Genomic DNA, 15,452 nt, shown 5'->3' with positions numbered 1-15,452 from the left:
TGTTATCGATGAAAGAGTCATTGATGGATATCCTCTGTGATCCTCTAGATAAGAGTGAACTCGAACTTGAGGTGGACGAGCGTGATGGTGAGGAGATCATCGAAGGACAACTCATTGGAACTGAGACTGGTGAGGTGTATCCAATCGAAGACGGGATTCCAAACTTGCTTCCTCCAGATATGCGTGAGGAGTGAGCAGATAAATCGTATAGCTCACATATTGATGCCCTGATTAACTGTGAGTTGGCGCTGAGAGTCAATAGCTGTATGTGATAGATTACAGTTCAATCTAAACGTTTTTACTAGCGGGCGCCGTCACCCAGTTCGTGATAGAACCACTCACGGTCCGGCTGAACGTTGGGAAGCTATATTCAGTTGATGCACCCGACGCATTTACCGCTCGTGAGGATTTTAACATCGAACTGCAGAATATGGGCGAGTCTGTGCATGTTCACCTCCGCTTTGATGAGGAACTTTCGCAAAGGGCACAGCTACCTGAGGTTAATCATTACGTCGAAGCAGATGATAATCGACAAGTTGGCGTTCGTGTATCAGATCATCAGTATCCGATTAAAGGCGAATTGACTGTCGCATCAGGATATGGGTCTGAAACTGAATGTGTCTCCATAACGATTGCAGCACCAGAATCAGACTCCGATAAGACAAAAAAAGCTGCAGAAGATGACGGGTCATCAGAGACTGATAGCGGCTCAGTGCTCACCCGTGGGCGGGAGTGGATTCAAATGCACAATGTCACTGAGACCGGGGTTGGAGGGATCGCTGCTGTGGGCGGACTTGGGGTTATTGCAGTCGGGATTGCAGTTATTATTGCGATGATCGTCCCAAATTCAGTCACAGTGCTATTAGTTGGAACCACTCTGGGTGTGGTGGTTGCGGTTGCACTCGGGTTGTTACTCGGATTCGACTGAACACATAGGTGATGCGTTAGGTGACTTCTAATGAATATACGTCTCAAATAAATATATCATGAAGTTCAGCTACTCACCAAACACCTAATAAAAAATATCATTCACACTTCTATTAAAAGTATCAAAGCGAGTTATATCGGACACCTCATTCATCTCCAGTGAGTTCTTCGTTATCCTCAGTTTGCTTTTCACTCATCTGATTGTCGTGACGATCACCATCGTGATCATGTGATTCATCTTCATTTTCAGATTCTGCGTCATCATCGGTGTCGTCTACGGCAGTATGTTGGCTATTTTCTGTTGGCGTACCTGAGAGACGGCCTTCATCATCGACTCGTTTTGCACGAAGGAATCGTGTCCGATACTGGTTTGCTCCTTTATACACGTCAGCTTCTCGAATCTCATCAACACGACCGTCAGCAACAGCGTTGATGATATCTTCAATTTGCTCTTTTTCGGATGGTGTGAGATCAAACTCATAGGTTCGTTCATCCTCCTCTTCAAGCTTTGTCCATCGACGAGATGCTGCGATAACAAGCGAACAGGGCTCTCGACAAGGGAACGTTCCCGTTCCGCCATCAGCCTCTAGTTGGTCATCCTCGGTATACTGCCACTCGCGACGCTTGAGACACTGTGAGTCTACACAACAGGCTTCTGCTACCCATTCAACAGCGGACCGGGGAAGTTCCTCGACAATATCATAAATCCCGGTTTGGCGATCAACCGTCTCACGCCAGTGTGTGACATCAAGTTCGTCGTTGCGTTCAAGATTCCAGTTAGCAATTGAGGCTGGGTAGAGGAAATTAATCGTCTCGACTGCATCGCGTCCATTAAGATCGGGAAATATCCATCCTGTCTGGAGCGATGGTGCTGTCTGTAATGGTCGATAACGACCACGGTCATCATATGTCGAAATTTCACGGGCATCAAGCGGATCGGTATATGTTTCAATTCTCTCAGGTGTAGCCTCTTCATCAGCTTGATGACGAATATCGTAGTGGCGACGACCTCGAGTGTCGAGTGTTGTTGTTAGTTGTATCTCTCCCCACTCGGTGAGACAGCCATCATCTGAACGGAGAGCTGTATATCGCGTTGGGACATCATGGGTATGTGCACCCTCTGCATGTCGGAGGAACGCCCGGCGATGACGACCAAGTTCTGAAAGCGTCGATTCCCAATAATACCAATTTGTGACATATGGGGCAACCTCTGCAGTTGTAATATAGTCGAGAAGCGCTGTATGGGTGAACTCAGACGCGTCAGTTGATGGAGTGTCAACCTGGTAGCCCTTGTCTGTGGAGCTAATATGAAGCCCATCAAAATCGATTTCACGTTCTGAGTCGGTGAGATAGGTGATTAACGCTTCGCTGACTTTGCCTGATACCTCAATCATCCGCGACAGTTGTTTCTCGAGTCTGTTCACGAACCGTTTCAATCGCTGTTGAGATGTCCGCACCAGCATCAGCGGTACGTTCAAGAATCACATCTGCTGTGAGCCCTTCGGTCCCGACAGCACCTGCATACCAGACTCGATGATCGTCTACAGTCGCGGGTACATCGTATCCTGTTCGATAATCATCTGTAAGACCCATATCTTCCGGAATATCTTCTTGGGTGTGGAATCCATCCGCGACAAACAATGGGACGACAACAATATCGTCGGTATTGAAGAAGTTAGTGACGTCGTCCACTTCGGGGTCTTCGTCCATATAGAGTGCTTGGACTTCATCGAATCGGTCAAGCTCACTGACGCGGTCAGCGTGATACTCAATTGCTTTTGCAGAGTTCTCATTTCGCTCGGTTCCATGACCAACAACCGCAAACCCGAATCCATCACCAACCGATGGGTCGTCTGTGACGGTTTCAGCACGTCGAACAAGTACATCGGTCATTGCCTCATGAGTACCAACGGGACCACAGTAGTGAACGGTCTGGTCGGTATCGGTAGCTGAAAGGGTTGCTGTGTCAGCACTCAGCCCATCAGAATTCCATTCAGAAACATCCCAGCCGTCCAATCGGAGTTCACGAGGAATTACCTGTTCTGTAAAGTACCCTTCACTGATGAATAGTGGAACAAGATAGATTTCATCAGCTTCAACAGTTCGAAGGATCTCTCGAAGTGACGGCTCTTCTTTCCAAAATCCGGTTCTAACCTCATCAAAAGCACCGCTCGCGCGGATAGTGTCTGCATGTTGATGTGTCGGGGTCGACGAATCTGGATTAAGATGTGACCCGTGTGCTACGATGACGAGGGCTTGCATATATTACTGAATCAACCGGCGTCCTCTTATTTACTTCGGGTTTGCTCAGTGATCTCTTCAACACTTAGAGGATAGCTATCCCGGTAAAAAGCCAACCTATCTAATGAATGCAGTGAGGATACAGCCATACGTTATCCTCAACAAATATAACCCAAAAATATGAATCAATCCATAATATGAGTACGTATCATTTTATAAATGATTTCTCAGACTGTCCCCTCGATTGTGTGTTGATAACAGCGTAGGGATAGGTTAGAGGACGCTACATGTATGCAACCGCTACACATATCGAAAGTATGTCACTCGCTGCTGAGACACGTGCTGCTGCTCGTGCTCATCCTTGGCTTGGCTTGTAATCGCGTTACGCGCTGATATCATCAATTATCGCGCCGCCGCATCGTTTCTTGATATCGATGGAGATATTGACTCAGTTGCACGAGCGCTTCGTCGATTTGCTGATACTCTTGATGAGTTCACTACCGTAGAAGCATCCGATGTGACAGTTCGAATGCATCATGGCGTTGATATTGTGAGCGAGGATCATGATGTAGTTCAAGATCAAAATGAATCGGATGTTGAGACATTATTATTACGACTGATGGACAGTTATCCGCTATTATTGTTGACAATATCTCCGAGGTAACCATATCGGGGTTCACAACAGCAATTGAGCACATCCAAACGGACGATATCAATATCAAAGCAATGGGAAGTGTGGGTGTGGGTGATATGTTCATTATCGTCGTTCCACGTCGGGAGGGTGCAGACGCACTCCGCAGTATCGAAGCCGCATTAACGGTCATTCCGACGAATTGAAACCATCGACGTGAGTACCGCACGATATGACATTGTCCGTGACAAATACCCTAACGGGCGAACGCGAAGAGTTTGAACCGCGTGGTGATGAAGTGTTGTTATACGTCTGTGGGCTGACTGTCTCGGATCACGCACATTTGGGGCATGCTAGATTGTGGGTACATGCAGATATGATGCATCGTTGGCTTGAGCATCAGGGGTACGATGTCCGACATGTGGAGAACTTCACCGATGTTAATGAGAAGATTGTTGCTCGAGTCGGTGAAGATGATCTAGGTGAGAGTGAGACGACTGTCGCAGACTACTTTACGAATAGTGTGATCCGGGATATGCGTGGGTTAAATCTCAAACGAGCAACGGTTTATCCGCGTGTTTCTGAGCATATTCCGACAATTATCGATCTTGTCGAAACTCTACTCCAAGATGGGTATGCGTATGAATCAAACGGGTCTGTATATTTTGATGTTACTGCGTTTGACGGGTATGGGGATCTCTCGAATCAACAACTTGATGAAATGGAGATGCAGGGTCCTGCAGATGAGCGTGCTGAAAAGCAACATCCGGCTGATTTCGCATTATGGAAGGATGGTGCTGTTGACCCGGATGATGTAGCAGAACATCGGTCAATTGAGCTTGATTCGGTTGAGACCGCTCGTGGGCAAACGTGGAGTGCACCGTGGGGAGAGGGGCGACCAGGATGGCATATTGAATGTTCAGCAATGTCGATGGAACATTTAGACGAGACACTAGATATCCATGTCGGTGGACGCGATCTTGTTTTTCCACATCATGAGAATGAAGTTGCACAAAGTGAAGCAGCGACCGATCAACAGTTCGCACGATACTGGCTCCATGTCGGGTTACTCCAATCAGCAGGTGATAAAATGTCCTCAAGTATTGGTAATATCCTCACTGTTGATGAGGCACTTGATGAGTATGGTGTCAATATTCTTAGGATGTTTTATCTCGCAACAGCATACCAAAGTGAGCAAACACTGGGTGAATCCGAACTGACAGAGGCAACCGAGCGATGGGACCGACTTAATCGTGCGTATGAGGCGGCTGTTCAGGCGTCTGATAGCACCGATGCTTATGCAACAGTTGAGGATGAGTCCCTTCGTTCGAGTATTTCAGAAACAAAGTCATCATTTACTATTGCGATGAACAATGATTTCAATGTTCGAGAGGCGACGGCTGCCCTCCTCGAACTTGCGACAGCTGTGAATCGGCATATCGACTCACGGGAACGGTATGATTATCATGGACTGTATATGGCGATTGAGACGTTCGAAGCTCTTGGCGGGGATGTATGCGGACTCAAATTTGACGATCGCTCTACTGGTGATGGAACGATTGAGATTGCTGAAGAACTTATTGAACTCGTATTGGACGTACGTGAGACGGAACGGGAAATAGGGAATTATGACCGGGCGGATGCGCTTCGAGCCGGTCTCGACGATATTGGGATTGAAGTGCAAGATACTGATGAGGCAACAACGTATCGATTGAACGATTAATAAATGAACATGGATGAACTACAGACATCTCGATCCTGGTTGATACTAAGAGACTTATAGTAAGCATTAGTTCATCGGACACCTCATTGAAATATCATTTATCCGATCTATTATAGAAATTCGAGGCGAAATCCAACGACTTTAGCCGTGCGAGGAGGTCAATCTAAGCTAATCACTATCATTATCGGTCGGTGGTATGCGGTCACCGCTCTCTCTTTGCTTGAGGTCGGTGACTCCGATATTAACGCCTAGGAACGTTGATTTCGATGTAATAATAATTCAAAGTGTTCTAATCCGTATTTGATTTCATAGTTACACATAAACTACAAATATGAGTCATTTATATCGTAGTAAATAGATCTGAATCTTCAGGAATCGTGAATAATCCCATTCGCACACCAGCATCAAGCCAGCCATATCCATAAGAAAACGCTGCGAGTGCATTCACCGGATCATCATCGGCTCTAAAATGCCGACCATCCTCAAGATATGAACGAGCCATCTCACGTGTTTCACGAGCCGCGCGACCGAGTGGCGTTGTCGGTGGAACTGCGATTTCTGCCACTTCAAGTGCGTCTGTAAGCATTCGCTCATACTGATCTGTTTTGGCAATCAACTCAGCGGGCATATTCAGTCGTCAACGGTTGAAGACAAAGGACCATCGCACGAACACAGGACAGCATACTACTCATCGATTAGAATACAGAAAAACAGAATCGACTTGTTAATATCAGATTCCTTCGAGTTAATGTATTGTGTAAATAATACATTTCTATTGGACGTGGATTGTACACAACAGCGAAGATTAAAAGGGTGAGTCTGTCAAATATCATTGTATATGACAACACAGACCGATGAATCTGCTGAGCACCGGCGATTAGTCATTGCCGGGTCAGGGATTGCTGGTCTCTCAGCGGCAATCTACGCTGGGCGAGCTAATAATGATCCACTGGTGCTTGAGGGTGATGAGCCTGGAGGGCAGCTTACATTGACCACCGAGGTTGAGAATTATCCTGGATTCCCCGAGGGGATTTCTGGTCCAGAGCTTATTCAGAACATGAAGTCACAAGCAAAGCGTTTCGGAGCGGAGATTCGTCATGGCGTTGTTGAAACAGTCAACGATGATGAGCAACCACTTATTCTTAATGTGTCTAACGGTGATACGTATACAACAGATGCATTGATTGTCGCATCAGGTGCATCCGCGCGGACGCTCGGTGTTCCCGGTGAGGATGAACTGATGGGATATGGGCTTTCAACGTGTGCAACTTGTGATGGAGCTTTCTTCCGTGGAGAGGAGATCATGGTTGTCGGCGGTGGCGATGCTGCGATGGAGGAAGCGAGTTTCCTTACGAAATTTGCTTCAACAGTCCACATCGTTCATCGTCGTGAAGAGTTCCGAGCTGAGGATTACTGGGTTGACCGGATAATGGAACATGTCGAAGATGGTGATGTCGAAATCATGCGAAACACAGAATTGACCGAGTTACACGGTACACGTGAAGACGGTGTCGACCATACGGTACTTGCTCAACATCCTGAAGGCTACCCAACAGAAAAAATGGATCATTCGGATACCGAGACGTTTGAATTTGATGTTGGGGCGGTTTTTTACGCAATTGGACACACGCCGAATACCGAGTACCTCAACGACACTGGTGTTGCACTTGATGACCGCGGATATCTTGATGCCGCAGGTGGCGATGGTGGTGGGCAGACTAAGACAGACGTTCCTGGCATCTTTGCTGCAGGAGATGTTGTTGATTATCACTATCAACAAGCAGCAACCGCTGGTGGTATGGGTGTAAAGGCTGCTCTTGATGTTGATGAATATCTTGAAGATCTTGAGCGTACTCAGACAGCAGCAGCTGGAGCTGATGTAACAGCTGTTGAAAGTGACGACTGAGCTGAGACAGTAGTCGTTAGTTAGATTAAAATTCGTAGAATACAGGTAGCTGGTCGCTGTCCCACAGACCCTTATGTACTGGCTGTTGTAATTGAGTATGGCTTCGACAGAAACGTACACTATTGAAGATCCTAACGGAAATACCGAAGATGTTGAACTTCCTGCTGGTCTTCCGGATATGTTTACTGAGCAGGGAGAAGATTCAATTGCAGTTGTCTGTGATTTAGTCATTCAATCATTTGCACAACAGTCACATGCTGTTGTTCATCACGGTGAGGGCGAAACACCGGCAGATCTTGAAGAACTCAATGATGAGATGGAGTCGTTATTTGAGGACCGATTCGGTGTCTCATTGAGCGAAGCAATGGGACATAACCACTAAGCGCGGAGAAAGCGAAAGTCGAAAGTTTACTATCAGAAGACTACTGTGTTATTGCAGTCGGCGTGTCGTTTCAACAAGGGGATGTCGTCCATACTCAACAACCTCAATATCACCAATTGAGTGAAGCCCTTCTTTTTCTGCTGTCCGCTGCATTCCTAATTCTACGGGATCACTGACGATGATAACATATGCTTCCATCTCGTCAATCCCAATTTCCGCAGCAGCCATAACACGATGGTGACCGTCAGCAAGAAGTAATGCACCAGCAGTATCGATTGCGACAAGCGGTTCCGCAAGTCCACGTTCGAGTTCATATTGTCGTCCCTCAAGTTCGTCGCCATATACACGGCTTTGTGTCGGAACGAGATTATCAAGCGTGATTGAGCGACGTTCCTGATCAACACAAATGCCATGAATTTGCTCAAGTGTCCGCATTAATTTTCCAACCTTCTCCGGTGTTGCACGCTCTATTTGTGAGCGGACAACGTCTGTATTAGAAATAATTCCAACGAGGTTACCTGCATCATCAACAACAGGGAGTTTTTGAATACCCGACCGAAGAATAACTCGTCCAGCATCAACAACTGCCATATCCGGATGTGCTACGATGATATCCTCAGTCATCACGGTAAAGATAGGTGCCTCATCATCAACCAGGAGAAGATCACAAGCGGTCACGACCCCCTCAACAGTCCGCCCTTCCGAAACAGGAAATCCGGTATGACCAGCGCTATTTTTGATCTGTTGGGCGACGTTAGCGACGGTGTCAGTCGGAGAGACAGTCTGAACATCACGTGTCATGTACTCATCGACGGTCACCTTCTCGCTCATTATATGTTAATGGTCAATCAGTATTAAAAAACGTACCCATCATCGTGGTATGACCGCAGACAACTGTTAATTGCTCTTTTGAGGGAACTGAAATGACTCAAGAGATGATTTGTCTTCCTCAGGCTCAAGTACTGTCGTTTCATCATCTAAGGCTCCAAACACCCGTGTTGAAATCGCGTCTGAGACAGTTGCATAGAGGTCGTCTGACGATTCCTCCTGAGCTGAATTAACTGCGTTGAGTGGAATCTGTGCACCAGCCAAGTCAGCATGTCCGCCAGCACTCCCAATATTTCCAAGAGCATTCCGAAGTGTTTCACCAAGGTCAATATCAACACCACGTGCTCGTCCAGAGAGATAGACGGTATCGTCAATCCACCCATATATAATAACAATATTAATTCCCTCAAGATTCAACACATGATCTGCTGCTTGAGCAAGTGATTCACGATCGATAATCTCACCAACATTCGAGGTGAGCGCGTTACTACGAACATCACGATTCTGAATCGCATTTGAGAGTGTCTCAAGAACAGTTGAAGTCATCTGCGGAGATTCAACATCTTCAAGAATCGAAAGATCTGCGTGAGTGAGTAACCATGCGACCGCCTCAAAGTCTGCCGTAGAAACTTCTCTGGCAAAGTCATTTGTATCGGTCCGAATTCCGAATAATAGTGCTGTGGCAACAGACTCACTGGGTGTTGCATTTATTCTGCGAAGATAATCTGCAAAGATAGTGCTTGTTGCACCGACATTACGACGGAGATCAACAAAGGACGCCTCAACATGTGCCCGTGGTGGGTGATGGTCAACAACAATATCAACGGTCGTAGCAGGGTCAAGTCCATCATTGACTCCTGGTCGTGAGTGATCAACAAGTGCAACGCTATCATATGTCTCGACATCGGTATTTGATTCAAGTTCAATCAAATCAAGATCAAGCAGATTAACGAGGGCACGATTTTCTTGATGTGAGATCGATCCATAATAACATGGATCAGCATCAACATCAACACTGTCAGCGAGTTCTACTAAACTAAGGGCACTTGCGATTGCATCTGGATCGGGAGCGTCATGCATCACAATTGCAAGGGTATCGTCAATAGCACGCAATGTTGCGAACAGTTGATGTAGCTGATTAGTACCTGAGTGTGTCAATATATCGCTAAAGCGATTCACCAGCGCTCGACGGGCGTCAACTATTCGATCACTTGCACCATTGATTCGCTGTCGTGTCTTCTGAGAGGCGCTCGAAGGGATATGACTGGTGACATGTGCATGTGGAAACTCCGCTCGAGCAGTCTCAGCCGTAATTGCATTTTGTTCAGCTTCGTCACCGGCGATAAAGATCATATCGGCGGTTGAAGGATATACCGTCGAGTCATCAGGATTAGCCTGTATGTGATGGGTATCGTCACCATCGAGTGATTCAAGAGCAGTCTCATGCCGCGTGACAATCGTAAGAGGTCCAGACCGGTTAATAAAGCGTTCAACCGCATCATGGACGGCAGAGCCACACCCAAGTAGCAACCGCCGATTCATACACGATAGTTCGAATGCAGGCGCTAAAACACTGCCGTCATAATATTATTATCGTCCGTATCCGAGAATAAATATTAGCCTCCTTATATATCAAATGCGTTATCATGTATGATATTTCACCTACATGCATCAGGAAATCGAAGCTGTGGTATGAGAAATAAAACTCAAACGTCGGAACTATGAAATCTAAAACAGTGCTGCTGCGACAGTTTGTGCAGTCTCAACGACAGGACCAAATGCAGGGAGCAAAACAAGTGTTCCAACTCCAGCAAACAAGACCGCAGCATAGAGCCCAACAGGACGCGATTCAAGCGCAGAGAGATCTTGTGTCGGTGACTCAATCCACATTGCTCTTATAACACGACTATAGTAGAACAGTGACAATGCGCTGTTGACAGCACCGACAGCCGCAAGCCACCAGAATCCAGATTCAATTGCCGAGTAAAATAACGCATATTTTGAAATAAAGCCACCAAACGGTGGCAGTCCAGCAAGACTAAACAGAAAGACCGTCATCGCAACAACAGCAATCGGGGCCCGTGTTACCAATCCATTGTAATCTTCAAAGGTTCGACCGATACCCCAATGTTCGACAAGGGCAATGAATAAGAACGCGCCTGTGTTCATGAAGCCGTATACGAATAGATGTGCCATCGATGCTCCGAGCACATCACCGTTCGGACCACCGGCTGAAAGTGCTGCTAGACCAATAAGCGCATAGCCTGCATGCCCGATTGATGAGTATGCAAGCATTCGTTTCACTGTTTCTTGAGTCGCAGCCGCGAAGTTACCAAGTGTCATTGTTGCAACAGCCAATAGCTGAAATGCAAGCACCCAGTCAATTCCGACTGGAAGTGAGCTGAGTGGGAATGCCTCAGTGAACACACGAAATGCAACAGCAAATCCAGCAGCCTTTGATGCAGATGACAGAAACGCTGATACCGGTGCCGGAGCCCCTTCATATGCTTCTGGTGCCCAGAAATGAAATGGTACGGATGCAGTCTTGAATGCGAATCCACCTGCAATCATCAATATACCAATTCCAAGCACACCGACGAGTTCTGTCTCTGCGACCGACTCAGCAATATCACTGAGAAGCAGTGATCCAGTGGCTGCATAGATAAGACTGACTCCAAAGACAAAGACAGCCGATGACAGCGCCCCAATGAGGAGATATTTTAATCCAGCCTCAATACTCCCTCGGTCTTCTTTAAGAAATGAAACAAGTGCATATGATGGCAGTGATGCAAGCTCAAGACTCACAAATGCCGTTGCAAGTGAGTTTGACATCGACATCAGTGCCATACCTGTTGCTGCGAATAATATGAGTGAGTAAAACTCAGCCTTGTACTGCTGAGGGCTAAGATAATCATATGACGCGACCGCGACCATCGTGGTCACAATAGTGAATATTAGTGTAAAGAACAGACTTAATCCATCAATGATGAGCGCATCACCGTACAGTGTGATAGCACCACCCGTCTGTGCCTGTCCAAGCCCACTGATGAGGAACCACCCAGTAATACCGAATGCAAGCAATGATCCTACCGCAGAGACCCCGGTTAACAACAGATCATTTACTGTCTCAGTAAATATGATATCGATGAGCAACAACACAAGCCCAGTGCCTGCAAGCAGAATGACCGGAGCAAGCGCCAAAATTCCAGACGGCAACCCTGACTGTAGGGTAATCATATCAGGTAATACTAGTGTCGAACTAGTCATTACACCCCACCTCCCGAAAGAATTGGTGTAACTGCTTCTTGAATCATCCCGAAGAATATGTCAGGAGCAACACCTAATGCAATAACAAGAGCCAATAAGACCGCAAGAGGCGCAATATCATGCATTGCAGCGGTTGTAATCTCATATTCACCATCAAATGAGAACGGTCCGAACAGTGTTCGTTGCATCGCAAAAAGAAGATATCCTGCGACAATCACGATCCCAAACATCGCCGCCGCTGTGAACAATGGCATTGCCGTATGAACTGTCGAGGCGAATGCACCCTTAAAAATGAAGAATTCGCCGGCGAAGCCAGCCATTAGCGGTAATCCCATATATCCAAATGCACTCGCGATGAAAATCCCAGCAGTGATCGGCATACGATCTGCAATACCGGACATATCACCGACCATGCGTGTATGAGTTACATTGTAAATTACCCCGACAGACATGAACATCAATCCAGAGATGAGCCCATGGGCAACCATCTGAAATGTTGCACCACCAACACCATATGTCGTATATGCAATAAGTCCAAGAATCACATATCCCATCGATGATACTGACGAATATGCAACGATACGCTTGAGATCTTGTTGTGCAAGTGCGAGCAATGCCCCATAAATAACGCTGATAACAGCAATACTCGCAATCGGAATAACAAGATTTGTCGCCACATCAGGCATCATCGTAAAATTATATCGAAGTAGTGCATATGTGCCCATCTTAAGCAGAACCCCGGCGAGCATCACAGATACTGGGGTCGGGGCTTCAACATGAGCATCCGGCAACCACGTATGTAATGGCGCGACTGGTACTTTGACGGCGAACCCAACGAACATCGCAATGAAAGCAACGAGTTTCAGCGTTGCAGCATCAATGCCACCGAATGCGGTGAGGCTTCCTGCACGAAGAGCTTGTGTGATCTCAGGAAGTCGCATTGATGATACCGATGAGCCAAGTCCAAATACCAATGCAATGAATCCAATGAACATCGCAAGTGAAGCGATGTTTGTATATACGAAAAATTTGATTGCTGCATATCGGCGATTAGGACCTCCCCAAACTCCGATGAGGAAGTACATCGGAACCAAGACCCCCTCCCAAAAAATAAACCAGACAAAGAAATCAAGTGTCGTAAAGACACCGAGGAGATTTGCCTCCATAAATAACATCAATCCATAAAACTGAGACTGTCGTTCATCAATCGGTGTCCATGCACTGACAATCGCAAGCATCGTCAGGATAGTCGTCAGAACAACAAGCGGGAGGCTGATCCCATCAACACCAACGAACCAGTGAAGATCAAGCCCACCAAGCGTCAGCCAGATGATATCTGTCTTATATGCGATAGATCCACCAAGGAGAGCATTCCCAGTCGCGTCATACTGTGCCCACATCCAGAGGCTCCCAAGGATCGGAATAACACTCGCTATTGCAGCAAGTCGACCTGCAGTTTTGTCTGGAACGACAAAAATGATCAGTGCAGCAATGAACGTGAATGCAATAAGTAATTCAATAATCATGCAAACCACCCTCCCATGAGTCCAAGTCCGACTAACAGTGCCGTAAGTCCAAGCGTTAGCAGTGCTGCATAATTGCTAATAACGCCTGTTTGAATTCGTTTGATTCGGCTGCCAGCAAATAAGCTTATACCGGAAACACCGTTTACCACTCCGTCAACGACGCCTTGATCAAGTTTGTTCGCAACACGGGCAAGCGGCTGTGTGAAACGTGTTGCAATCCAGACCTGATATTCGTCCTGATAATAATTATTGTATAACATTGTTTTGAAACTGCCGAGACGGTCAGTGTGAGCAACTGGCTCAGGGACATTGTACAGTTGATATGCTAATAAGAACCCAGCGAGTGCCAATCCAAGCGATACGGCACCAGGAAGAATTGGACTTAATTCGATGCCAGCCGCACCGTAGCCAGCAACATCATGTAGAAGCTCGCCATAGTGTTCGACAGTCAGGCTGGCAAAGCCATGCTCAAGCCACTTATGTAGGAATTCGATATGTAAGCCGGTCAACTTCGCAACGGGCGTCATATTGAGAAAGCCAGTCGTCGCGGCGAGTGTCCCAAGAACGACGAGTGGAATTTTAACATTCATTCCAACTGCATCTGGGTCACGAGCTGTTTCTGATCGGGGATTTCCGTGGAATGTTAAAAAGACCATCCGGAAAGTATAGAAGCCGGTGAAAAATACGGCGATAAGTCCCATTGCATACGCGGCTAAGAGGATTATATTTCCATCGAGTCCATGTAGTAACGTCTCGTAGAGGACTTCATCTTTCGACCAAAATCCAGCAAAGGGGATAATGCCCGCAAGTGCGAGTGACCCGGTAATAAATGTATAATATGTGACTGGGAGCTTTTCTTTCAATCCGCCCATTTCCCACATATCTTCAGTATGATGCATCGCGATGATGACTGATCCTGCGCCAAGGAATAATAGCGCCTTGAAGAATGCATGTGTCATGAGATGGAATGTTGCAGCGACGTAGCCACCACCACCGAGACCAAGCATAATATATCCATACTGTGAGATGGTTGAGTACGCGAGCACCTGTTTTATTTCGCGTTTGACAACACCCATTGTCGCAGCAACAAGCGCTGTAAACCCACCAAAGAATGCAATGATCGCCAGTGCTGTCGGTGACAGCGCATAGAAACCATACATTCGCGCAATGAGATAAACGCCAGCAGCGACCATCGTCGCGGCATGAATGAGAGCCGAAACAGGTGTTGGACCTTCCATCGCATCTGGAAGCCATGTATGAAGTGGGAATTGCGCTGATTTTCCAACGACACCACCAAGGATCAACAATCCAATAATCGTAAACCACAGCTGTGGTTCAAATCCGAACGTTCGGATAGATTCAGCAGCTCCTCCCTGCAACGCTGCCTCTGCAAGCACTGGGAATGACTCACTCCCGGAAAACGCGGCTGTTCCAAATGTTGCAAAGACGGCAACAACACCAATAAGGAAAAAGTAATCTCCAAATCGCGTGACGAGAAATGCCTTTTTTGCTGCGCTTGGCGGACCTGGCTCGCGGAACCAAAACCCAATGAGCAGGTACGAACAGAGCCCGACCAGCTCAAAGAACATGAATGCCATCAATAGATTATCTGCAACGACGAAGCCAAGCATTGATGCAGAAAAAAGTCCGAGTCCAGCATAATATCGCGGAAGTCCGACTTCGCCTTCGGCGTTCATGTACCCAAGACTGAATATATGAACAAGGAATGAAACAAGTGAAACGATGATCAACATCATCGCTGACAGTGGGTCAATGAGCACACCAAAAGTTAGATCAACTACATCAAGACCACTAGCCCACGTATAGACGGTTGCATCATACACGTTTCCTCTAGCAACAACGACTGCGGTCACAATTGCAATCAATAACGACCCGCCGGTTGCTGTAATTCCGGCAAGTGCGCCGCCCTTTGGAAGTCGGTTGCCGAAAGCGAGTGCTATGAGGAATGAGACAAACGGTAACAGAACGATTGCTGGTGTGAAGTCAAATATTCCGACCAT

The 15,452-nt window shown here is 46.9% G+C and carries 14 protein-coding genes; 6 read left to right on the top strand and 8 right to left on the bottom strand.

The annotated features are described in order from the left end of the window. Window positions 1-8 precede the first annotated feature (8 nt). Window positions 9-194, top strand: a complete 186-nt coding sequence (locus tag J07HQW2_RS13600; protein ID WP_021056145.1) for a methytransferase partner Trm112 — start codon at window positions 9-11, stop codon at window positions 192-194. Window positions 195-325: 131 nt separating this feature from the next. After that, entirely contained in the window at window positions 326-928 is a 603-nt protein-coding gene (locus J07HQW2_RS13595) for a DUF7524 family protein (protein WP_021056144.1), read from the top strand. Window positions 929-1,073: 145 nt separating this feature from the next. Here J07HQW2_RS13595 and J07HQW2_RS13590 read toward each other — a convergent pair whose 3' ends face one another. Further along, window positions 1,074-2,321, bottom strand: a complete 1,248-nt coding sequence (locus tag J07HQW2_RS13590) for a DR2241 family protein (protein WP_021056143.1) — start codon at window positions 2,319-2,321, stop codon at window positions 1,074-1,076. Continuing rightward, a complete protein-coding gene (locus J07HQW2_RS13585; RefSeq protein ID WP_021056142.1) occupies window positions 2,314-3,189 on the bottom strand; it encodes a CbiX/SirB N-terminal domain-containing protein in 876 nt (291 codons plus the stop codon). Before J07HQW2_RS13585 ends, J07HQW2_RS13590 begins: the two co-directional genes overlap by 8 nt. A 340-nt stretch (window positions 3,190-3,529) precedes the next feature. Here J07HQW2_RS13585 and J07HQW2_RS18870 point away from each other — a divergent pair, with 340 nt between their 5' ends. Together J07HQW2_RS18870 and cysS are read left to right on the top strand one after the other, a co-directional pair. Continuing rightward, window positions 3,530-3,832, top strand: a complete 303-nt coding sequence (locus J07HQW2_RS18870) for a DUF7523 family protein (protein ID WP_021056141.1) — start codon at window positions 3,530-3,532, stop codon at window positions 3,830-3,832. 199 nt (window positions 3,833-4,031) lie between these two features. After that, window positions 4,032-5,522 (top strand): cysteine--tRNA ligase, encoded by a 1,491-nt coding sequence (gene cysS / locus J07HQW2_RS13575; protein ID WP_021056139.1) that lies wholly within the window; start codon window positions 4,032-4,034, stop codon window positions 5,520-5,522. A gap of 340 nt (window positions 5,523-5,862) precedes the next feature. Here the strand turns inward: cysS and J07HQW2_RS13570 are convergent, their stop codons facing one another. Next, window positions 5,863-6,150: a DUF357 domain-containing protein gene (locus tag J07HQW2_RS13570; protein WP_021056138.1), complete on the bottom strand. Its 288-nt coding sequence runs from the start codon at window positions 6,148-6,150 to the stop codon at window positions 5,863-5,865. A 210-nt stretch (window positions 6,151-6,360) separates the two neighbouring features. On the opposite strand from J07HQW2_RS13570, the gene J07HQW2_RS13565 reads away from it, so the two are divergent. Continuing rightward, window positions 6,361-7,428: an NAD(P)/FAD-dependent oxidoreductase gene (locus J07HQW2_RS13565; protein ID WP_021056137.1), complete on the top strand. Its 1,068-nt coding sequence runs from the start codon at window positions 6,361-6,363 to the stop codon at window positions 7,426-7,428. Window positions 7,429-7,525: 97 nt separating this feature from the next. Beyond that, window positions 7,526-7,810 carry a DUF7545 family protein gene (locus J07HQW2_RS13560; RefSeq protein WP_021056136.1) on the top strand — a complete coding sequence of 95 codons (285 nt, stop codon included), beginning with the start codon at window positions 7,526-7,528 and terminating at the stop codon, window positions 7,808-7,810. 48 nt (window positions 7,811-7,858) lie between these two features. On the opposite strand, the gene J07HQW2_RS13555 is transcribed toward J07HQW2_RS13560, so the two are convergent. The 5 genes from J07HQW2_RS13555 to nuoL form a co-directional block, all read right to left on the bottom strand. Next, a complete protein-coding gene (locus J07HQW2_RS13555) occupies window positions 7,859-8,641 on the bottom strand; it encodes a CBS domain-containing protein (RefSeq protein WP_021056135.1) in 783 nt (260 codons plus the stop codon). Between the two features lie 66 nt (window positions 8,642-8,707). Beyond that, complete coding sequence (locus J07HQW2_RS13550; RefSeq protein ID WP_021056134.1) at window positions 8,708-10,180, bottom strand: DHH family phosphoesterase; 1,473 nt, start codon at window positions 10,178-10,180, stop codon at window positions 8,708-8,710. A 186-nt stretch (window positions 10,181-10,366) separates the two neighbouring features. Further along, entirely contained in the window at window positions 10,367-11,875 is a 1,509-nt protein-coding gene (locus J07HQW2_RS13545; RefSeq protein ID WP_048075306.1) for an NADH-quinone oxidoreductase subunit N, read from the bottom strand. Between the two features lie 29 nt (window positions 11,876-11,904). Continuing rightward, window positions 11,905-13,431, bottom strand: a complete 1,527-nt coding sequence (locus tag J07HQW2_RS13540; protein WP_021056132.1) for a complex I subunit 4 family protein — start codon at window positions 13,429-13,431, stop codon at window positions 11,905-11,907. Beyond that, on the bottom strand, window positions 13,428-15,452 hold the full coding sequence (nuoL, locus tag J07HQW2_RS13535) for an NADH-quinone oxidoreductase subunit L (RefSeq protein ID WP_021056131.1): 2,025 nt from the start codon (window positions 15,450-15,452) through the stop codon (window positions 13,428-13,430). Before nuoL ends, J07HQW2_RS13540 begins: the two co-directional genes overlap by 4 nt.

The organism is Haloquadratum walsbyi J07HQW2 (assembly GCF_000415985.1).
Taxonomy (GTDB): Archaea; Halobacteriota; Halobacteria; order Halobacteriales; family Haloferacaceae; genus Haloquadratum; species Haloquadratum walsbyi_B.
The sequence above is the reverse complement of the archived record's forward strand: the minus strand, read 5'-3'. Positions and strand labels throughout refer to the sequence as shown.